General features: G+C 60.0%; 17 protein-coding genes, 2 tRNA genes and 1 pseudogene. 5 read left to right on the forward strand and 15 right to left on the reverse strand.

Translation table 11 applies throughout. The features are described 5' to 3' along the window. Positions 1 to 413: 413 nt before the first annotated feature. Positions 414 to 1,730, forward strand: coding sequence for a methyl-accepting chemotaxis protein (locus ACM6IP_RS02425; RefSeq protein WP_414860890.1), 1,317 nt, complete (start codon positions 414 to 416; stop codon positions 1,728 to 1,730). Here the strand turns inward: ACM6IP_RS02425 and ACM6IP_RS02430 are convergent. The 3 genes and pseudogenes from ACM6IP_RS02430 to ACM6IP_RS02440 all read right to left on the reverse strand — a co-directional run bounded on the left by ACM6IP_RS02430 (position 1,715) and on the right by ACM6IP_RS02440 (position 3,569). Continuing rightward, positions 1,715 to 2,277: pseudogene (locus tag ACM6IP_RS02430) on the reverse strand (GNAT family N-acetyltransferase). The gene ACM6IP_RS02425 and the pseudogene ACM6IP_RS02430 sit on opposite strands and share 16 nt — an antisense overlap. Before the next feature lie 36 nt (positions 2,278 to 2,313). Continuing rightward, complete coding sequence (locus tag ACM6IP_RS02435; RefSeq protein WP_095169021.1) at positions 2,314 to 2,682, reverse strand: cupin domain-containing protein; 369 nt, start codon at positions 2,680 to 2,682, stop codon at positions 2,314 to 2,316. A 77-nt stretch (positions 2,683 to 2,759) separates the two neighbouring features. Then, positions 2,760 to 3,569 carry an AraC family transcriptional regulator gene (locus tag ACM6IP_RS02440; RefSeq protein WP_414860891.1) on the reverse strand — a complete coding sequence of 270 codons (810 nt, stop codon included), beginning with the start codon at positions 3,567 to 3,569 and terminating at the stop codon, positions 2,760 to 2,762. A 141-nt stretch (positions 3,570 to 3,710) separates the two neighbouring features. Here ACM6IP_RS02440 and ACM6IP_RS02445 point away from each other — a divergent pair, with 141 nt between their 5' ends. After that, entirely contained in the window at positions 3,711 to 4,352 is a 642-nt protein-coding gene (locus tag ACM6IP_RS02445; protein ID WP_159997963.1) for a LysE family translocator, read from the forward strand. A gap of 25 nt (positions 4,353 to 4,377) precedes the next feature. Further along, positions 4,378 to 4,854 (forward strand): GNAT family N-acetyltransferase, encoded by a 477-nt coding sequence (locus tag ACM6IP_RS02450; RefSeq protein WP_320333015.1) that lies wholly within the window; start codon positions 4,378 to 4,380, stop codon positions 4,852 to 4,854. Between the two features lie 68 nt (positions 4,855 to 4,922). Here the strand turns inward: ACM6IP_RS02450 and ggt are convergent, their stop codons facing one another. Continuing rightward, positions 4,923 to 6,767: a gamma-glutamyltransferase gene (gene ggt, locus ACM6IP_RS02455; RefSeq protein ID WP_414860892.1), complete on the reverse strand. Its 1,845-nt coding sequence runs from the start codon at positions 6,765 to 6,767 to the stop codon at positions 4,923 to 4,925. 147 nt (positions 6,768 to 6,914) lie between these two features. Continuing rightward, a tRNA-Met gene (locus tag ACM6IP_RS02460) sits at positions 6,915 to 6,991 on the reverse strand. A 250-nt stretch (positions 6,992 to 7,241) separates the two neighbouring features. Between ACM6IP_RS02460 and ACM6IP_RS02465 the strand changes: the two genes are divergently transcribed. After that, on the forward strand, positions 7,242 to 8,447 hold the full coding sequence (locus ACM6IP_RS02465; protein ID WP_095169016.1) for an MFS transporter: 1,206 nt from the start codon (positions 7,242 to 7,244) through the stop codon (positions 8,445 to 8,447). A gap of 101 nt (positions 8,448 to 8,548) precedes the next feature. Here the strand turns inward: ACM6IP_RS02465 and aceE are convergent, their stop codons facing one another. Then, on the reverse strand, positions 8,549 to 11,218 hold the full coding sequence (gene aceE / locus ACM6IP_RS02470) for a pyruvate dehydrogenase (acetyl-transferring), homodimeric type (RefSeq protein WP_414860893.1): 2,670 nt from the start codon (positions 11,216 to 11,218) through the stop codon (positions 8,549 to 8,551). Between the two features lie 175 nt (positions 11,219 to 11,393). Between aceE and ACM6IP_RS02475 the strand changes: the two genes are divergently transcribed. Continuing rightward, on the forward strand, positions 11,394 to 11,840 hold the full coding sequence (locus tag ACM6IP_RS02475) for a MarR family winged helix-turn-helix transcriptional regulator (protein ID WP_414860894.1): 447 nt from the start codon (positions 11,394 to 11,396) through the stop codon (positions 11,838 to 11,840). 11 nt (positions 11,841 to 11,851) lie between these two features. Here ACM6IP_RS02475 and ACM6IP_RS02480 read toward each other — a convergent pair whose 3' ends face one another. From ACM6IP_RS02480 to ACM6IP_RS02520, 9 genes are all read right to left on the reverse strand, one after another. Then, on the reverse strand, positions 11,852 to 12,970 hold the full coding sequence (locus ACM6IP_RS02480) for a transketolase-like TK C-terminal-containing protein (RefSeq protein WP_414860895.1): 1,119 nt from the start codon (positions 12,968 to 12,970) through the stop codon (positions 11,852 to 11,854). A gap of 210 nt (positions 12,971 to 13,180) precedes the next feature. Further along, positions 13,181 to 14,281, reverse strand: coding sequence for a redox-regulated ATPase YchF (gene ychF, locus ACM6IP_RS02485; RefSeq protein ID WP_095169012.1), 1,101 nt, complete (start codon positions 14,279 to 14,281; stop codon positions 13,181 to 13,183). A gap of 22 nt (positions 14,282 to 14,303) precedes the next feature. Beyond that, positions 14,304 to 14,888 carry an aminoacyl-tRNA hydrolase gene (gene pth, locus ACM6IP_RS02490; protein WP_095169011.1) on the reverse strand — a complete coding sequence of 195 codons (585 nt, stop codon included), beginning with the start codon at positions 14,886 to 14,888 and terminating at the stop codon, positions 14,304 to 14,306. Between the two features lie 168 nt (positions 14,889 to 15,056). Beyond that, entirely contained in the window at positions 15,057 to 15,656 is a 600-nt protein-coding gene (locus tag ACM6IP_RS02495) for a 50S ribosomal protein L25/general stress protein Ctc (protein ID WP_095169010.1), read from the reverse strand. A 139-nt stretch (positions 15,657 to 15,795) separates the two neighbouring features. Beyond that, a complete protein-coding gene (locus ACM6IP_RS02500; protein ID WP_003171603.1) occupies positions 15,796 to 16,737 on the reverse strand; it encodes a ribose-phosphate pyrophosphokinase in 942 nt (313 codons plus the stop codon). Between the two features lie 46 nt (positions 16,738 to 16,783). Continuing rightward, positions 16,784 to 16,858: transfer RNA gene (locus tag ACM6IP_RS02505), tRNA-Gln, on the reverse strand. A 36-nt stretch (positions 16,859 to 16,894) separates the two neighbouring features. Further along, a complete protein-coding gene (gene ispE, locus ACM6IP_RS02510; protein WP_159997957.1) occupies positions 16,895 to 17,746 on the reverse strand; it encodes a 4-(cytidine 5'-diphospho)-2-C-methyl-D-erythritol kinase in 852 nt (283 codons plus the stop codon). Between the two features lies 1 nt (position 17,747). Further along, positions 17,748 to 18,365: a lipoprotein insertase outer membrane protein LolB gene (gene lolB / locus ACM6IP_RS02515; RefSeq protein ID WP_414860896.1), complete on the reverse strand. Its 618-nt coding sequence runs from the start codon at positions 18,363 to 18,365 to the stop codon at positions 17,748 to 17,750. 4 nt (positions 18,366 to 18,369) lie between these two features. Beyond that, a complete protein-coding gene (locus ACM6IP_RS02520; protein ID WP_095169007.1) occupies positions 18,370 to 20,094 on the reverse strand; it encodes a tetratricopeptide repeat protein in 1,725 nt (574 codons plus the stop codon). Between the last annotated feature and the right edge of the window lie 275 nt (positions 20,095 to 20,369).

The following is a 20,369-nucleotide window of genomic DNA, read 5'->3' on the forward strand; positions in this document are numbered from 1 at the left end:
GAATCCGTGGGTAACCCGGCAGGACGCCGGGTTAGCCGCCCCGCGCCATGGATGGCGCGGGGCGGCGGCCCACGGATTCAAGCCGGAGTGAGGGAACACCGAGCCTAAGCGAGGTGCCGAGTGGTGGGGTAAGAGCGTTTTGCTTACTTTTGCGCTGTTCAAAAGTGAGCCGCCGTCAGGCGGAACCATAGGAGGCCATTACCGCAAAAATGGATATGTACTCGGTCGAATCCAACATCCTGGTCGCACCACAGTTGTATAGATACCAATGCCAACATAGGGCCGCCAACCAGGGGCGAGGGGCAATCGCCGAGTATTTTTGTCGGACAAGCCGGCCTGGCTCTTCAGAAAATCCGCGCAAAGCCGATGGCTAGGCACAGCGATGCACTCAACTCGGCCCTTTGGTGTCCCCCATGTTCAACAAACGCTTGAAGCAGGAGCTGTCGGCTCTGCGCGAGGAACTCTCCAGCCTTCAACAAGTGAAGGAAAGCCTGGACAGCGAGATGCTGGTGCTCACTCTGGAGCCGGATGGTCGAGTGCAAGCGATCAACCACAATTTCGCCGAGCAAATGGGCTACAAGGGCAACGAACTGATTGGCCGGCCGATCGACGATATAGTTCCGCCGCACGTCAAGAGCGACGAATTTCACCAACGCTTTCGCCATGCCTTGACCCGTGGCGAGCACTTCGCCGGTGCCCTGCGTTTGCTGCGCGGCAGCGGTGAAGAAGCCTGGTTGCGCTCGATCTCCCAGCCGGTGCGTGGCCCGGATGGGCGCGTCAGGCACGTATCGATTTATGCCAGCGACCTGACTCGCACCATCGAAGCCTCCCGTGAGCACGAGAACCTGATCGGCGCACTCGTGCGTTCCACCGCGGTGATCGAGTTCGACCTGGGCGGCCATGTACTGATGGCCAACGAGCGATTCCTCAGCGGCATGGGCTACACCCTGGCGCAAATCAAGGGCCAGCACCATCGCCTGTTTTGTGAACCGCAGGAATACCAGAGTGCTGGCTACCAGGAGTTCTGGCGGCGCTTGAATGCCGGTGAATTCGTCGCCGACCGCTTCAAACGGGTCGATGGTCACGGGCGGACGGTCTGGCTGGAAGCGTCCTACAACCCGGTGCGCGATGCCAACGAAAAACTGTACAAGGTAGTGAAATTTGCCACCGTCATCACCGACCAGGTCAAGCAGGAACAGGCGGTCGCCGAGGCGGCGAACATCGCTTATACCACCTCGTTGCAGACCGACAGCAGCGCACAACGCGGCACGGCGGTGGTGACCCAGGCGGTCGATGTGATGCGTGAGCTGGCCCGTCACATGCAGCAGGCCGGAGAAGGTATCGAGGCACTCAACGAGCAGTCACTGGTGATCGGCAGCATCGTCAAGACCATCAGCGGCATTGCCGAGCAGACCAACCTGCTGGCGCTTAACGCGGCCATTGAAGCCGCCCGCGCTGGCGAGCAGGGCCGTGGGTTTGCCGTGGTCGCGGACGAAGTCCGGCAGTTGGCTTCGCGTACCAGTAAAGCCACCGACGAAATCGTCGGGGTGGTGCGTCAGAACCAGGACATGGTGCGCGATGCGGTGGTGCTGATGACCGACGGCAAACTCCAGGCTGAGCAAGGCTTGGCGCTGGCGGCAGAGGCGGGCACGGTGATTGTCGAGATCCAGGACGGTGCGCAGAAAGTGGTCAGCGCAGTCGGGCAGTTCGCCAATCAGCTCGCCACTTGAGGGCTGCAGCGATCGCTGCGCAAGCGTGACAGCATCAGTAAATCGCAGTGCCTGCCGGACCAGAATCCGGCCTCGCGCAACCGTCCTTCCTGGCTGAATCCCTGGCGTTCGAGCAGGCTCAGGCAGGCCTGGTTGCGTGGATGGACCAGGGCCTCCACACGGTTCAGTTGCATGTGTGTGAAGCCCCAGGCCAGCACCGCCTCCAGTGCCTCGCCCATCAGTCCGTTGCCCCAGCCGAGGGCAGCAGGGCGAAGCCCAGGGAGCAGCTCTGCCAACCACGATTCCATTTGAACAGGCCACAATTGCCGATCAGCCGGTCCTCGCCCTTGAGCTGCAGGCCCCAGCGGGTACCGGGGTTGGCGTGGGTGCGCCAAGCCGCAAAGGTCTCGACCAGTTCCTCGGCCTGGGCCAGCTCGGTCAGAGGGTCGATCCCGAACCACTTCATGGCCTGTGCGTCGCCATGAATCGCCAGTAATTGCGGCGCGTCGTCCATCTGGATTTCACGCAGGTGCAAGCGCGGGGTGTCGAGGATGGGAAAGGCGTGCATTGAATCTCCTTATTCAGCGTTTAGCCGCGTCGCGCTTCAGATCCACTGATCATTTTGCGCCGTGCGCGAACCACCGGCCTCGCCAGTATTGAGTACGCCGCGGGGTTCGATCAGCATCAGGCTGACTTCCTGCTCGGCATAGGGCTTGTGCTCGACGCCCTTGGGCACCACGTACATTTCGCCTTTGCGCACCAGTACCTGGCCATCGCGAAAGTCGATGCGCAACTGGCCGTCGAGGACGATGAAGGTTTCGTCGGTGTCCTGGTGATCATGCCAGATGAAGTCCCCCAGCAGTTTCACCACTTTGAACTGGTAGTCGTTCATTTCGGCAATCACCCGCGGCGACCAGTGCTCGGTGATCTGTTGCAGTTTGCTGGCGAGGTTGAGGCTTTGATGGGACGGCATGGCACGGCTCCTGGAGGTTGATGGCGAACCCAGGGTAGCCGGGACCTGCAGCAGACTCTTGCACGATTGTGCGGCGCTCAGGCGCGGTGCATGTTCATCCAGCGCGCGGGTGACAGGCCATAGGCCTTGCCGAATTGCCGAGTCATGTGGCTTTGATCGCTGAAGCCGGCGATCAGCGCGGCGTTGCTCAGCGACTCGCCCTGCATCAGCAGCGCGCGCACCAGGTCCAGGCGGCGCATGGTCAGATAGCGGTAGGGGCTGGTGCCGAACAACAAGCGAAAGTCCCGTGACAGGCTCCAGCGATCGCGCCCGCTGTGCTCGGCCAGTTGGTCGAGGGTCACCGGCAGATCGAGAGCACTGTGCATGAACTCGCGTGCGCGCTCCGCCGCCACATAATCGAAGCGCTGACGCCGCGCGCAGGCGCCGGAAACGACGTGCAGGGCCTGGGCCAGGTCAAACAGGGCATCCTGCTGCTCCAGCGCGTCGAGCGGGCGATCGAGGCTTTGCAGCAGCGCTCCGGTGGCGGCGAACAGGCGTGGATCATTGCTGATCCCCGTCTTGATGAATGGCAGTGGCTGACCACCGAGCATCTGCTGGATCAGCGCCGGCTCGACGTAGAGCATCCGGTACTTGAAGCCTTCTTCGGTACCGGCCTCGCCATCGTGGGCTTCGTCCGGGTGCAGCACCATGGTGCTGCCGGGCAGGCTGTGGCGCCAACCGCCGCGATACTGAAAACTCTGGACCCCGGCCAGGGTATGGCCGATGGCGTAGGTGTCGTGCCGGTGAAGGTCATAGCCGTGCCCCGAAAAATACGCCTCGATCCGCTCCAGCCCAGCACTTTGGGGGGCGCGATGGAACCAGTCGGTGAGGAGTCTTGGCTTGCTCATGGGTAGTCTTCATTCATGGGGTTGGCACTGGTTCCCACGGTATCCCAGGTGCGGGTGGGCTGTCAGCCGGATAACCGGTTGCCTGATGGGCTCAAGGTCGAGTAAAAACGCTATTCCAGCGATCACACAGGTGACTGACAAATGGATGTCCAACCCCTGACCTACGTCGCGCCCCTGTTATCGCTGGCGTTGCTCTGGACCGTGGCGGTGATTACCCCGGGGCCGAATTTTTTCACCACGGCGCAACTGGCCGCCAGTTGTTCGCGCCGCCATGGCGTCGTGGCCGCCATGGGAGTCGCGACGGGTACGGTGTTGTGGGGCCTGGCCGGTGGCCTGGGAATCAAATCGCTGTTCACGGCGGCCCCGACCTTGTACCTGGCGTTCAAGATTGCCGGAGGGGCCTACCTGATCTATCTGGGGCTCAAACAGTTCAAGCGCAAGCCAGCGCTGGAGCTGGGCGCCAGTGAGGGCCTGGGGCAGGCGCAGCGCAGTTTGTTCAGCGCCTATCGCCTGGGTTTCCTGGGTAACATGACCAACCCCAAGTCCGCGCTGTTCGTCGCCACGATATTCGCCACCTCGATGCCGGCTTCGCCACCGCCAATGCTGCTGGCGCTGGCAGTGCTGACCATGGCTACGTTGTCCTTCAGTTGGTACTGCAGCGTGGCGCTGTTGTTTGCCAGCCGAAGAGTTGCCCAGGCTTACGGCCGCTCGCGGCAGTGGCTGGATCGTTTTGCCGGTAGTTGCTACCTATTGTTTGGCGCCCATCTGGTTGCCAATCGTTGAAAAAAGGGACAAGGAGACCCCACCCATGACCATCACTTTCAGAGCGGTAGAAGCCCAGGATATTCCGCGAATCCGTGGTTTTGCGCGCAATCAGGAAGAACAGTTTTTCTTTTTCCCGGCCGCGACCTGGCCGCTGACCGACCAACAATTACAGGGTTCGATCGACAAACGTTCGGACTCCACAGTGATCGAGCTGGACGGTGTGGTGGTCGGTTTTGCCAATTTCTATCAATGGGCAACGGCGGGCACCTGCACTATCGGCAACGTGATCGTCGACCCTGAGGTGCGGGGCAAGGGAATCGGTGCGCAATTGATCGAACAGATGATCACGACTGCCCGCACCCGGCACCAGGCCCGGGAGGTGACGCTGTCGTGTTTCAACACTAACGTGGCCGGGTTGTTGCTCTACCCCAAACTGGGGTTTACCCCGTTTGCCATTGAAGAACGCCAGGACCCCGAGGGCCGCCGGCTGGCCTTGGTGCATTTGCGTATAGCGGCGTAGACGGCGGGCAGTGGCGAGCAAGCGCGCTCGCCACTGCCGCGAAGGGCAGTTTGTGTCCCGTTTTCCGGTCAATCCCCCAGCGCTGCACCTTCACGCCGTGGATCGGCGCCACCGGCCCAGGCAGCCTTGCCCTGCGCGTCGCGGACGCGAATGATGGCCTGGGTGCCGCTGGTCATGTCGATCTCGTTTACCGTATGCCCCTTGTCCTTGAGCGCCTGGATCAGCGCCGGGCTGAACTGGCCGCGTTCCAGTTCGGTGGGGCCGTTGCGGCTGCCGAAGTTGGGCAGGCTGATGGCGGCTTGCGGGTCGAGTTGCCAGTCGAGCATGCCGATCACTGACTTGGCGACGTATTCGATGATTTGCGAGCCGCCGGGCGAACCCACGGTGGCCAGCAGTTCGCCGCTCTGGCGGTCGAAGACCAACGTCGGCGCCATGGATGAACGCGGGCGTTTGCCCGGCTCGACCCGGTTGGCCACTGGCTGGCCGTGTTCTTCGGCGATGAACGAGAAGTCGGTCATCTGGTTGTTGAGCATGAAGCCCTGCACCATCAGGTGCGAGCCGAAGGCAGCTTCCACGGTGGTGGTCATCGACACCGCCCCACCCAAGTCATCGACCGCCACCACCTGGGACGTCGAGATGCGCAGCGGCGAACGATCCGCCGCATACGCCACCTGGATGCCTGCCGGTGTGCCCGGCTTGGCGGTGCCCATGCTGCGCTCACCGATCAAGGCGGCGCGGCTGTCGAGATAAGCAGGGGAGAGGAGGCCGGCCAGCGGCACCGGCACGAAGTCCGAGTCGGCGATGTACAGGGCGCGGTCGGCGTAGGCCAGGCGTTCAGCTTCGGCAATCAGGTGCACGGCCTCAGGAGCGGGTTCAAGGCCGGCCGGACGCTCATTCTTGATCGGCCTGAGGGGCGCCAGGGCAAAACGGCTGTCGCGGCCTTCCAGGGCCTGCAAGGTGCCGAGGATCTGCGCCACGGCGATCCCGCCAGAGGAGGGCGGCGGCATACCGCAGACCTGCCAGCGCTTGTAGTCGCTGCACAGCGCGGCGCGCTCCTTGGCCCGGTAGCCCTTGAGGTCGTTGAGCGACAGGCTGCCGGGGTTGGCGTGGCCCTGGACCTTGGCCACGATTTCCTCGGCAATCGACCCCTGATACAGGGCGTCCGGACCTTCCTTGGCAATGCGCTCGAGGACCTTGGCCAGGGCCGGATTCTGCAGCAGGGTACCGACGGCTTTCGGGCTGCCATCGCGGTTGAGGAAATACCCGGCCATGTCGGGGGAGCGCGGCAAGAACGGATCGGAGGCAATCATCGTGTGCAAGCGTGGCGAGATCGCAAAGCCCTTTTGCGCCAGCTCGATGGCCGGCTCGAACAGCCTGGCCCATGGCAGGCGCCCGTGTTCGCGATGCGCCATCTCCAGTGCGCGCAAGACCCCCGGCGTGCCGACGGAACGCCCACCGATCTGCGCCTGCGGAAACGGCATGGGCTTGCCATCAGCCTGCAGGAACAAGCGTTCGTTGGCACCCGCCGGTGCGGTTTCACGGCCATCGTAGGTGCGCACGGCCTTGCCGTCCCACAGCACGATCATGGCGCCGCCGCCAATCCCCGAGGACTGGGGTTCTACCAGGGTCAACACTGCCTGCATGGCGATAGCGGCGTCGATGGCCGAGCCACCCTGGCGCAGCATCTCCCGCCCGGCGGCAGCGGCGAGTGGGTTGGCCGCAGCCGCCATGTGCTTGCTGGCGTACTGGGTGCTCAGGTCGGTGCGAAAGCCCGAGGCCATTTCCGGCGCTGCGGGCAGGGTGCTGACGGTGGTCGAGGCGGGTGGCGCGCTACAGGCGGCGAGAGTCAGTGCGGTGGCGAGCAGCGACAGGGCGCCAAGGCGCAAGCGGCGTGTAGGGAAGGCTGGGAACACGAGGGCACTCCGTCCGTGGGGAAATAGAGTGGGCGACTGTATCGGCGGCAGACGCCAGCTGCAACGTCGGGGCGGATGTCGGCGGGGTGGCACTTTTCTCCAGGCATAAAAAAACGGCCTACCTTGCGGTAAGCCGTTTTTAGTACTTGGTGGCTACACAGGGACTTGAACCCCGGACCCCAGCATTATGAATGCTATGCTCTAACCAACTGAGCTATGTAGCCAAGTGGCGCGCATTATTGGCTTGGAACGACGATGTGTCAAGCATAAATCTAAAATATTTCTCTACGCTTTCAACCGCTTATCCTCCGACCGCGGAAAAACCCCGGTTTTTCTGCTTCGCTCCCGGGCAAATCATCCCATAGGTGGATTGTTTCAAGTCGTTAGCAGGCTAAGGGGATGGCGTTGCCGCACTGAAAAATGGCACATTGGCGCACCTGCACTTGCGCACCCATCTGCTGTTTGGAAACTTTCATGGCAACCAGTAATCCTCAAGTGGCCGCCCCTGCGGCGCAAAGTAGCCCCTTGGTCATGCGCATCATCGGCGCGGTGGCGCTGGCGCATTTGATCAACGACCTGATCCAGGCGGTGCTGCCGTCGATCTATCCGATGCTCAAGGAGAACTACGGGCTGACGTTCACTCAAGTCGGCCTGATCACCTTGACCTTCCAGCTCACTGCCTCGCTGCTCCAGCCCTGGGTCGGCTACTACACTGACCGTCACCCCAAGCCTTATCTGCTGCCGCTGGGCATGATCTGCACCCTGATCGGCATCCTGATGATGTCCCAGGTCGGCAGCTTCCCCTTGATCCTGCTGGCGGCGGGGTTGATCGGTATCGGCTCCTCGACCTTTCACCCGGAAGCCTCGCGAGTGGCACGGCTGGCCTCTGGTGGACGCTTTGGCCTGGCGCAGTCGACCTTCCAGGTGGGCGGTAACGCCGGCTCGGCATTCGGCCCCTTGCTGGCCGCTGCAATTATCATTCCGTTCGGCCAGGGCAATGTGGCCTGGTTCGGTCTGTTCGCCGTGTTCGCCCTGCTGGTGCTGTACCGCATCAGCCGCTGGTACGCCAACCACTTGAGCCTGTTCAAGCTCAAGCAAGGCCAGGCGGCGACCCACGGGCTGTCGAAGGGCAGGGTACTCAGTGCGCTGGTGGTGCTTGGCCTGCTGGTGTTCTCCAAGTACTTCTACATGTCCAGCCTGACCAGCTACTTCACCTTCTACCTGATCGAGAAGTTCGACCTGTCGGTGGCCAGCTCGCAGTTGCACCTGTTCCTGTTTCTCGGTGCGGTGGCGGCGGGGACCTTTTTCGGTGGGCCGATCGGCGACAAGATCGGCCGTAAGGCGGTGATCTGGTTCTCGATCCTGGGTGTGGCGCCGTTCACCTTGCTGCTGCCCCATGTCGACCTGTTCTGGACCAGCGTCCTCAGCGTGGTGATCGGCTTCATCCTGGCCTCGGCCTTCTCCGCCATCGTGGTCTATGCGCAGGAATTGGTGCCGGGCAATGTCGGAATGATCGCCGGGGTGTTCTTCGGCCTGATGTTCGGTTTTGGCGGGATTGGTGCGGCGCTGCTGGGCTACCTGGCGGACATCCACGGCATCGAGTACGTGTATTACCTGTGCTCGTTCCTGCCGCTGCTCGGGGTGTTGGCGATCTTCCTGCCGCGCACCAAAAAGGCCTGATCCGCCACATTCCTTGTAGGAGCGTGGTTTGGCTTTTGAGTATGTCAGGCGCAAAAAAGCCGCGTATCAAACGCGGCTTTTTCTTGGGTGCGCAAGCACTGTCAGACTTTGGCGGGGTTCTGTTTCTCCGGGTCAATGCCATAGAGGGCAATTGCTTGTGCCACTTTTTCTCTTGGCAACGTGCCTTCATCGGCCAGCGCCTTCAAGGCGGCTACAGCAATAAAGTGACGATCGACCTCGAAAAACTTGCGCAATGATTCGCGAGTATCCGATTGGCCGAAACCATCTGTGCCCAGCGCGATGAAGCGACGCTTGAGGACGAACGGACGGATTTGATCGGCAAATATTTTCATGTAATCGGTCGCGACTACCATCGGCCCCTGTTTGTCCTGCAAGCAACTTTCCACATGACCGACTCGTTGCGTCTCTTGCGGGTGCAGCAGGTTCCAGCGCTCGACCTCCTGGCCTTCTCGACGCAGTTCGGTCAGGCTCGTCACGCTCCAGACCTCACTGCTGACGCCGAAGTCCGACTCCAGCAACTGCGCAGCGGCGATGACCTCCAGCAGGATCGAGCCGCAGCCCAGCAGTTGCACATGCTTGCCTTCGCACTGTTGCACGCTGGCTGAGAGCGGGTACATTCCTTTGAGAATCCCTTGCTCGGCACCCTCGGGCAGGTCCGGATGCGCGTAGTTTTCGTTGAGCAGGGTGATGTAGTAGTAGATGTCCTCGTTTTCGACGTACATGCGCCGCATGCCGTCCTGGATGATCACTGCCAGCTCATAGGCGTAGGTCGGGTCGTAGGACACGCAGCACGGGACGGTCGAAGACAGCACGTGGCTGTGGCCATCGTCGTGTTGCAGACCTTCACCCATCAAGGTGGTCCTGCCTGAGGTTGCGCCGAGCAGAAAACCCCGGGCACGAGCATCACCGGCGGCCCAGGCGAGATCGCCTACGCGCTGGAAGCCGAACATGGAATAGAAAATATAGAAGGGCACGGTCATCACGCCGTGGTTGCTGTACGAGGTACTGGCCGCGATCCAGGAGGAGATGGCGCCGGATTCGTTCAGGCCTTCCTGCATGATTTGACCGTTCCTGGCCTCTTTGTAGTAGCTGAGTTGACCAGCATCCTGGGGCGTATACAGTTGGCCGACGTGGGAGTGGATACCGATTTGGCGAAACAGGCTTTCCATGCCGAAGGTCCGTGATTCATCTGGGACGATGGGGACGATCACCTTGCCGATATTCGGATCCTTGAGCAGCGTACCAAGGATGCGCACGAAGGCCATGGTGGTGGAAATCTCGCGCTCGCCGGTACCTTTGAGCTGGGTACTCAGGGTCGATAACGGTGGGATCAGCAGGGGCTCTGCCACACTGATTCGTTGTGGAATGTAACCACCCAGTTGGGTGCGCCTGGTTTGTAGATAGCGCGCTTCAATACTGTCCGGAGCAGGCTTGAAGTAGGGCATTTCACCCAGTTGATCGTCAGTGATTTCCAGCGAAAAGCGATCACGGAAGGCCCTGATCGCATCGTTACCCATCTTCTTCAGTTGGTGATTGATGTTCTGTCCTTCGCCCGCTTCACCCATGCCAAAACCTTTGACGGTCTTGGCCAGGATGACGCTCGGCCCCGCGGTGTGGCGCATGGCGGCCGCATAGGCGTTGTAGACTTTTTCCGGATCGTGGCCGCCGCGAGAAAGCTTCCATATTTCTTCGTCGCTCATGTCACTGACCAGTTGCAGCAACTCGGGGTATTTGCCGAAGAAGTGTTCGCGTACGTAAGCACCGTTCTGGGATTTGTAGTTTTGATACTCGCCGTCGACGCACTCCATCATGCGCTGACGTAGCTGGCCGCTTGTGTCCTTGTCCAACAGGGCATCCCAGCCACCTCCCCAGATCACCTTGATGACGTTCCAGCCGGCTGCCCGGTAAAGGCTTTCGAATTCCTGGATCACCTTGCTATTGCCACGTACCGGGCCGTCCAGACGCTGCAGGTTACAGTTGACGACGAAGATCAGGTTGTCGAGCTTTTCCCGGCCCGCCAGCGAAATGGCCGCTAGAGACTCCGGTTGGTCCATTTCCCCATCCCCCAGGAACGCCCAGACTTTTCGACCTTGATGTTCCTTCAGGCCGCGATCCTCGAGGTATCGCATGAAGCGCGCTTGATAGGCCGCGGTGATCGGCCCCAGCCCCATGGACACGGTGGGGAATTGCCAGAAATCGGGCATGAGCCGAGGGTGAGGGTAGGAAGAAACGCCATCGCGATCGGTCTCGCGTCGGAAGTTATCCAGTTGATCTTCGCTCAAGCGACCTTCGAGGTAGGCACGCCCATAGATACCCGGTGAGGAGTGACCCTGGATATACACCATGTCGCCACCGAACTGCTCGGTCCGGCCACGGAAGAAATGCTCGAAGCCGACGTCGTAAAGGACGGCTGCCGAGGCATAGGAGGCGATATGCCCGCCAACGTTCGAATGTTTGCCGGCACGCAGGACCATGGCCAGGGCGTTCCAGCGGATATAGGCATTGATCCGTCGCTCTACGGCTAGATCGCCGGGATAGGCTTGCTGGCGGTCCGCGGCAATTGTATTGACGTAGGGCGTGGTGACGCGCCCGTAAAAGTCACCATGCTGGCTGACATCGAAATCCAGCAACTGATCGATCAGGTAATGGGCTCGAGGGCGGCCTTCGACGCTCAAGACCGATTCGATGGATTCGAGCCATTCGCGAGTTTCTTGTGGATCTTCGTCGAGAAACACGGGTTGTTGTGCCATCGTCGTCTCCTGGATAGTGCAGCGCTAGCACCGAGTCATTCGGTGATGTGGTGAAGGGGGATTGGTGTGCGCCAATCCTTTAAAATGAATGTAGTTGCAATTGCAATCATATACGGAATTTATCGTGCTGCGCGTTACAATTGCAACTAAATCGATTTCATTGGAAGGGTGAAACATGTCTTCAAGCGAGCCGGATACCTGGTTCAGATTCGTCAGGGCTCACCGCTGTCTGATACGGGAAATCGAGCGCCGTCTGGCCGCAGCCGGGTTACCGGCCTACGCTTGGTACGATGCGTTGTGGGGGCTGGAAAGCGGTCCCAATGGCACTCGGCGCATGAATGAACTGGCCGATGTAATGGCTATCGAGCGCTACAATCTCACGCGCTTGATCGACCGCCTGGAGGCCGAGGGCTTGGTCGAGCGCAGTCGTGCCAGTGATGACGGCCGCGGAGCCTGTGCCTCCATCACCGAGAGCGGCAAAGTGTTGCGCAAAAAGATGTGGAAGATTTACGAAGGCGCGGTGGACGAATTGTTTCTGTCGCAATTCGATAATCAGCAACAACGCTTTTTCAGTGACGCCTTGGAGCGTGCCGCCAGTGCCGCACGCAACAGCGCGCACTAGCTGCGAATGCTTCATTGCAGCAGATAGCGCCGCATCGCCTGCTCGACGTACTCCTGGGGGATCTTGTCTTCCTGGGCCAGCGCTCGCAGCGCCAGCGTGACAATCCAGTGCTTGTCCACCGTCTTGCCCGAGGTCGGTTCGCCAGGTAGCGATTCGGTTGAGTCGGCGCCGAGCGCTACAAAGCGCGAGGTTATGTGCGCGCCGATCTGATCGGCTACATGCTGTGCGTATCCGGTCACGGCAATGACCGGGGAGTCCTTGGTATTCAGGCAATCGCGCAAGTGCGAGGAACGCCGAAGCCTACCGGGATGCATGCGGTTCCAGCGTTCGGCGCTATTGGCATCTCGCGCCAGGCGGGTATAGCTGGGGCAACTCCAGAGCTCGCTGGCCACGCCCCAATCCTCACGCAGCATCCGCGCCGCTGAAATCACTTCGCGCAAGGCCAGTCCCGCACCCAGCAGGCGAACCCGAGGCTGCTGTATGTCGGTATCCAGCTCGCTGACCTTGTACATGCCTTTGAGCGCCTGGTTCGCACTGAGGCTACTCATTGGCCCTGTGAAGTCATTGGGATCATCATGAAGCGCCATGTAATAAAATCCGTGGCGACCTTCTACATACAGACTCTGCAAGGCTGCAATTGCAATGGCGCGTGCTTCCGCGCCGCTGGCTGGATCGAATGGCAGGCATTGCGGGTTGGCGGCCAGCCAGAGTGGGAGCCAGGGATGAGCGCCCTTGGGCCAGTTGGAGGATAGCGTTTCAATGTCGTTGCAGAAAATCCCGCGCTGGGCGGACTCACTCGATAGCGCACAGAGCTCTGCCGAGGTCACGGAACTGCTCAGATACAGCAAGGGTTTTTCGCTGGCATGGGCCTGTGGGCTGAATCGCAGTGGCCAGGCGCTGATTCGTGTGTGCGTTGTCTCAGCGCCGGACTGCTGGTTGGATCGCACTACCCAGATATTCCTTGCCGTTTGCGGATCCCTTTCCAGGCGATCGGCGATATCGATCATGGCGTAGAGCGGCGAAGAGAATCCTTTATTGGCCTGATGGGCAAGCGTCTGGATTTTTTCGATGCAGGCCTGGGCTGCCAGACCGGTCTCCCGGGTTGTCCTGAAACTGGAAAATCCGATCATATTGCAAAGCACTCCATGTGTTCCGTGGTCCTTGCACCATACTGCATCCATTAATATGATTGCAAATGCAACGAATTTTCGGAAGCCAAAAAATGCCTGGAGACGGGCGAGCATCACCTAGTAGAGAGCTTGGCCCAGAAACGACAAAACCGCGCCATGGCGCGGTTTTGTCGTTTGGCTTCCCGATGTTTCAGGAAACCAACGCTCTGCTTACACGTTGAAGCGGAAGTGCATCACGTCGCCGTCTTTGACGATGTAGTCCTTGCCTTCCAGGCGCCATTTACCGGCTTCCTTGGCACCGGCTTCACCCTTGAACTGGATGAAGTCGTTGTAGGCGATGACTTCGGCACGGATGAAGCCTTTTTCGAAGTCGGTGTGGATCACGCCAGCAGCTTGCGGGGCGGTGGCGCCGACGCGTACGGTCCAGGCGCGGACTTCTTCGACACCGGCGGTGAAGTAGGTCTGCAGGTGCAGCATCTCGTAGCCGGCACGGATCACACGGTTCAGGCCAGGCTCTTCCAGGCCCAGGGCCTCGAGGAACATGTCTTTCTCTTCGCCGTCATCGAGCTCGGCGATTTCCGCTTCGATCTTGTTGCACACCGGGACAACGATGGCGCCTTCTTCTTCGGCGATGGCCATCACCACGTCGAGCAACGGGTTGTTCTCGAAGCCGTCTTCGGCGACGTTGGCGATGTACATCACCGGCTTGGTGGTCAGCAGGTGGAAGCCCTTGATCACCGCTTTTTCGTCGGTGCTCATGTTCTTCATCAGGCTGCGCGCCGGTTTGCCTTCGGTGAAGTGGGCGATCAGTTGCTCCAGCAGACCCTTCTGGACCACGGCGTCCTTGTCACCACCCTTGGCGTTGCGCGCGACTTTCTGCAGTTGCTTCTCGCAGCTGTCGAGGTCGGCGAAGATCAGTTCCAGGTCGATGATCTCGATGTCGCGTTTCGGGTCGACGCTGTTGGAGACGTGAATCACGTTGTCGTCTTCAAAGCAGCGGACCACGTGGGCGATAGCATCGGTTTCGCGGATGTTGGCCAGGAACTTGTTGCCCAGGCCTTCACCTTTCGAAGCGCCGGCTACCAGGCCAGCGATGTCGACGAATTCCATGGTGGTCGGCAGGATGCGCTTTGGATTGACGATGGCCGCCAGGGCGTCCAGGCGTGGATCCGGCATCGGCACGATACCGCTGTTCGGCTCGATGGTGCAGAAGGGGAAGTTCTCGGCCGCGATACCGGACTTGGTCAGGGCGTTGAACAGGGTGGACTTGCCGACGTTAGGCAGGCCGACGATGCCGCAATTGAATCCCATGGTGTTTCCCCTCGGGTAAAAGTCAGGCCTTCTGGCTGTGCAGGTTTTTCATCGCGCGGTTCCATTCTCCGGCGAGGATATCCGGCAGCACGCCGAGGGCAAAGTCGATGCTGGCATCGAGTTTTTCCTGTTCGGCGCGTGGCGCACGACCCAGGACGAAATTTGAAACCATACTGGCGACGCCCGGGTGGCCAATGCCAAGCCGCAGGCGGTAGAACGTATTCTGATTGCCCAGTTGCGCGATGATGTCGCGCAACCCGTTGTGACCGCCATGGCCGCCGCCTTGCTTGAGCTTGGCAACGCCGGGAGGCAGGTCGAGTTCGTCATGCGCCACGAGAATTTCTTCAGGCTTGATGCGGAAGAAACCTGCAAGGGCCGCTACGGCCTGGCCGCTGCGGTTCATGTACGTGGTGGGAATCAGCAGGCGAACATCCTGACCCTGGTGCGAGTAGCGCCCGGTCAGGCCGAAATATTTGCGATCGGCGACAAGGTTGACCCCTTGCGCGTGCGCGATGCGCTCAACAAAAAGGGCCCCTGCGTTATGCCGGGTCTGTTCGTATTCGGCGCCTGGATTTCCCAGGCCAACGATCAGTTTTATGGCAGTCACGTCAGGGGCCCTTCCTTGGAGTGGTTAGTAACATCGCAGCCATGGAGATGTGCGGCGAAAGTGGACGAAAAGTGCTCATTTACCATGATGTAAACTCCGCGTTCCGCCCGCTTTCTCGCTACGTTCCAGCCCGCGATGTTACTCGGTCACTCCGGCGTACAGAGTAAATTACTCTGCAGCGCCTTCTGCAGCTTCTGGAGCAACACGTGGAGCGTGAACGTTGGCAACAGCCAGGTCGTTACCGTGAGCCAGAGCAACAAATTCAACGCCTTTAGGAGCGCTGATGTCGGACAGGTGAATGATCGAGCCGACTTCGGCGTTAGCCAGGTCAACTTCGATGAATTCAGGCAGGTCTTTTGGCAGGCAGGAAACTTCGATTTCTGCAACAACGTGCGAGATCTCGCCGCCTTTCTTCACTGGAGCAGCTTCGTTGATGAAGTGCACAGGAACGATAGCGGTCAGTTTCTGACCAGCAACAACGCGTACGAAGTCAGCGTGCATCACGTGGCCTTTGGCCGGGTGACGTTGCAGAGCTTTGATGATTACGTTTTGCTTGGTACCGCCAACGTTCAGCTCGATGATGTGGCTGTAGGCCGCTTCGTTTTCGAGCAGTTTGGCAACTTCTTTGGCCAGCATGCTGATGGATTCAGGGGCTTTTTCGCCACCGTAAACTACAGCTGGAACCAGGCTTGCGAGACGACGCAGGCGGCGGCTCGCACCTTTCCCCAGGTCGGAACGCGCTTCAGCATTCAGAGTAAAATCGTTCATGTTGTATCTCCAAAATAACCACATTCGCCCCAGCGTTTGCGACCAGCGCTAAAGGCGATATGGGCAAAAAAGCCCCGCCCCGACAGGTATGCCGGGGCGGGGCGCTTTTCGTCATCGAGAAGTCCGAAGGGCAGGGCCCTTAACGGAACATCGCGCTGATCGATTCTTCATTGCTGATGCGGCGAACCGCTTCGGCAACAACCGGTGCGATATCCAGTTGACGGATACGTGCACAGGCTTGTGCTGCAGCGGACAGCGGGATGGTGTTGGTCACCACCAGCTCGTCCAGCACGGAATTTTCAATGTTCTCGATAGCCCGACCCGACAGCACAGGGTGTGTGCAGTAGGCAAAGACTTTGGCAGCGCCATGCTCTTTCAAGGCTTTAGCCGCGTGGCACAGGGTGCCGGCGGTATCGACCATGTCGTCAACCAGGATGCAGGTACGCCCTTCGACATCACCGATGATATGCATCACTTCAGAGTGATTAGCTTTCTCACGGCGCTTGTCGATAATCCCGAGATCCACGCCCAGGGATTTGGCAACGGCACGTGCACGCACGACGCCGCCAATGTCCGGGGACACGATCATCAGGTTTTCGAAGCGTTGGTCTTCGATGTCATCCACCAATACAGGGGAGCCGTAGATGTTATCTACCGGAATATCGAAGAAGCCCTGGATCTGGTCAGCATGCAAATCAACCGTGAGAACACGATCGATGCCGACTACGGTAAGCATGTCAGCAACAACTTTCGCGCTGATAGCTACACGTGCGGAACGCGGACGGCGATCCTGACGGGCATAACCAAAGTAGGGGATCACCGCAGTGATTCGAGTGGCTGAGGAGCGGCGGAAGGCGTCGGCCATCACTACCAGTTCCATCAGATTATCGTTGGTCGGAGCGCAAGTCGGCTGAATAATGAAGACGTCTTTACCGCGGACATTTTCATTGATCTCGGCTGTAATTTCGCCGTCGGAAAATTTACCGACAGAGATGTCACCGAGAGGGATATGCAGCTGACGTACGACACGTCGAGCCAGATCGGGGTTGGCGTTCCCCGTAAAGACCATCATCTTGGACACGCGCAGTACCTGAAGGCTGAGGGTAACCTGGATGAGTATAGGAAAATGGCAGGGGCGGCTGGATTCGAACCAACGCATGGCAGGATCAAAACCTGCTGCCTTACCGCTTGGCGACGCCCCTGTATCTGTTGCAACGATTACCCAGTAATCGATTCCTTTAGAGCAGACTTTGCAGCTTGCGATGCAACATCGAAATGTTGCTTCCCTTTGCTACAAACCCTGTAAGGGTCTCTGTAAGAAGGGCCGAGACTTTATCAGCTTCAGCTTTGCTTGGGAAGCCCCCAAACACACAACTTCCAGTTCCGGTGAGTTTTGCTTCGGTAAATTTACCTAACAAATTCAAAGCGTTACGTACCTCTGGATAACGCCTTGCTACCACCGGCAAGCAGTCATTTCGACTGTTTCCCTTGGGAACGGGGCGCACTTTAATGGCAGACGAGTTACGTGTCAACAACCGATCGGAAAAAATTTCTGCTGTACTTACAGATACTTGCGGTACCAGTACGAGATACCAGGGTTCTTCGGGTTCCACGGGGGTCAGTTTCTCCCCCACACCCTCGGCAAACGCGGCATGTCCGCGCACAAAAACCGGAACGTCCGCGCCCAGTGTCAGGCCGAGCGCGGCCAGGCGATCTTCATCCCAGCCCAGCTGCCAGAGGTGGTTGAGACCCAGCAGGGTGGTGGCCGCATTTGAACTGCCTCCACCGATTCCGCCGCCCATGGGCAGGACTTTGTCGATCCAGATATCAATGCCCAGTGCCGATCCGGATTGCGCCTGGAGTTTTTTCGCGGCCTTGACGATCAGGTTGCTGTCGTGGGGTACGCCTTCGAACTCGGTGTGCAACTGGATGATGCCGTCTTCGCGTACGGCAAAGGTGATTTCATCGCCGTAGTCGAGAAACTGAAACAGCGTCTGCAGTTCGTGGTAGCCGTCTTCGCGGCGCCCAAGAATGTGCAGCATCAAGTTGAGTTTTGCTGGCGAAGGTAATGTCAGGCGAGTGGCCGGCATGTCATTGCCCCAGCTTGCGCGGTTGCCAGGCCTTGATCACCAGCGTGACATCAAGGTTGGTGCCGTGCAGCTTGATGCGCTCGGGCAGCCAGTAGCCGTTTTGCTGGGTATAGGCACTGTATTGCACCTGCCAGCCGTCCTGCTCAAGACTGGCCAGGCGACTGTCGGCATCCAGGGTCAGGCGGCTCTTGCTGCTCGGTGCCGGCAGTCCGCGGACCCACCAGGCCAGGTTGGAGACCGGCAGTTTCCAGCCCATCTGTTCTTCGAGCAGGGTTTCCGGGCTCGCGGCGCTGTAGCGACCCTGATTGGCCACTTCCAGGCTGACATCGCCGGGGCGGCCGGTCAGGCGTGCGGCCCCACGACCCAGCGGGCCGGACAGGCGGATGTCGTAGTAGTCCTGGCGCTGCAGCCAGAACAGGGTGCCGCTGCCTGAGTCTTTCGGGGCGCGAATGCCGATCTTGCCGTCGATCTGCCAGCCATCGAGGGCCGTCAATTGCAGTTTGTGCTCGCGCCATGACGCGGGATCACCGTGGCCCTCGACCGATTCACGGGCGCCAAAACCGGCGCAGCCGGCGAGCAGGGCGATGAAGCTGAAAGCGATGATGTGGCGCAAAAACATGATTTTAAAGAGTCTCGGATCCGGTCAGGCGCTTGATGGTGCTGCGCAGGATAGGGCTGTCAGGCTGTTCCTTGAGGAATTTGGCCCAGATTTGTTTGGCTTCTCGCTGTTTGCCCTTGGCCCACAGGACTTCACCCAGATGCGCGGCGACTTCCTGGTCGGGAAAGCGCTCCAGGGCCTGGCGCAGATACCGCTCGGCTTCGTCGAGGTTGCCCAGGCGGAAATTGACCCAGCCGAGGCTGTCGAGGACGGCGGGATCTTCCGGGCTCAACTGGTGCGCCTGTTCGATCAACGTCTTGGCTTCAGCGTAGCGGGTCGTACGGTCCGACAGGGTATAACCCAGGGCGTTCAATGCCATGGCGTTATCCGGGTCGCGCTTGATGATTTGCCGCAGGTCACGCTCCATCTGCGCCAGGTCGTTGCGTTTTTCCGCCTGCATGGCGCGGGTGTAGAGCAGGTTGAGATCGTCCGGGTACTGCTTCAAGGCTTTATCGAGCACGCTCCAGGCGCGGTCTTCGTGCTTGTTTGCAGCCAGGGTCTCGACTTCGATCAGGTACAGCTGGATCGCGTAGTCCGGCTGCTCGTCACGTTCCTTGGCCAGGCGGCTCTGGGCTTCGACGCTACGGCCGTTTTCCATGAGGATGTCGGCCTGGCGCAATTGGGCTGGCAGGTACTCGCTGCCTGGCGTGACCTGGGCATACTCGATCAAGGCACCTTGGGGGTCGCCGCGCTCTTCGGCAATGCGCCCCAGGTTCAGGTGCGCGGAGTCGACGTGGCTGTCCCGGGCAATCAGGTCTTCCAGGTAACCCTTGGCCTCGTCCCAGGCCTTGGCTTCCAGGCATACCAGGGCTAGGGAGTAGCGCAGCTCATCGTCATCCGGGTACTGCTGGACCAGGCTGGAAAACTCGGTCTTGGCGTCATCCATGCGGTCCTGTTCCACCAGCAGGCGGGCATAGGTCAGGCGCAGGCGCTTGTCGTCCGGGTACTGGCGGATGCTTTTTTCCATCAGCGGCAGTGCTTCATCGCCCCGGTTGAGGCTCTGCAGCAAGCGCGCACGCAGCAGGATCGGCGCCACTTCGCCAGCTTCCGGCGGGTTTTTCTCCAGCAGGCTCAGTGCCCCCTGGGAGTCGCCATTCTGTTGCAGCAGCAGGGCTTTGCCGAAAATCAGTTGGCCGTTGTTCGGGTGGCGCTGCAATAAACGGTCGAAACTGTTCATCAGGCCGTCGCGGGTGTCCTGGTCGGTGTCGGCGGCCGACAGGGCGAGAAAGTCGAAATGGGTATCACCCTTGCCCTGCAGGACTTTCTCCATGTAGACCATGGAGTCGTCATAACGGCCGCTGCGCGCCAGCTGGATGGCGGCGGCGCGTTGTGCCTCGAGGTCCTCCGGGGCATTTCTGGCCCAGATCAGTGCGCTATCGAGTGCCGCCTGGTCAGCTCCCAGGTATTCGGCAATGCGAAACGCCCGCTCGGAAATGCCCGGGTCCTGGGTGTTGATGGCCTGGGTCACGTAGTTGTCCAGGGCAATGTCGTAACGATTGCGCTGGCCAGCCAGTTCGGCACTCAGCAGGCTGAAGATCGTCTCTTCGCTGAAGGAGCTGTAAACCTTGGGCTTTTCAGGGGCTGCTGTGCTGCCTGCGACCGGCGGCGTACCGTCCGTCGAAACGGGCGCCAAGGCCTGGCAGCCGCTGAGGAAGACAAAAGCGAGGAGCAACGCGGAAGATCTATTCATATAGGAAGAGGACGACTAACCTGCGGTCGGATCATCATGACACAAGCCTTCGGCCAAACATAACCGGGGCGCTCTTTATCTCTTTATGTAGGAGCGGGCGCCCGCTTGCGGCTTGCTCGCGATGGTTGTCAACGCTGACGCGGGCACCCTGAAATAGCGCGATGCCTTGAGTTTTTCGCGAGCAACCCGCAAGCGGGCACCCGCTCCTACATGCACCTATAAAGGCACAAGGTAGTAGGACAATAGTTAACGGTGGTTGTTCTCGGTCTGGCGAA

The organism is Pseudomonas sp. IT-P176 (assembly GCF_949767245.1).
In the GTDB taxonomy this organism is placed as follows: Bacteria; Pseudomonadota; Gammaproteobacteria; order Pseudomonadales; family Pseudomonadaceae; genus Aquipseudomonas.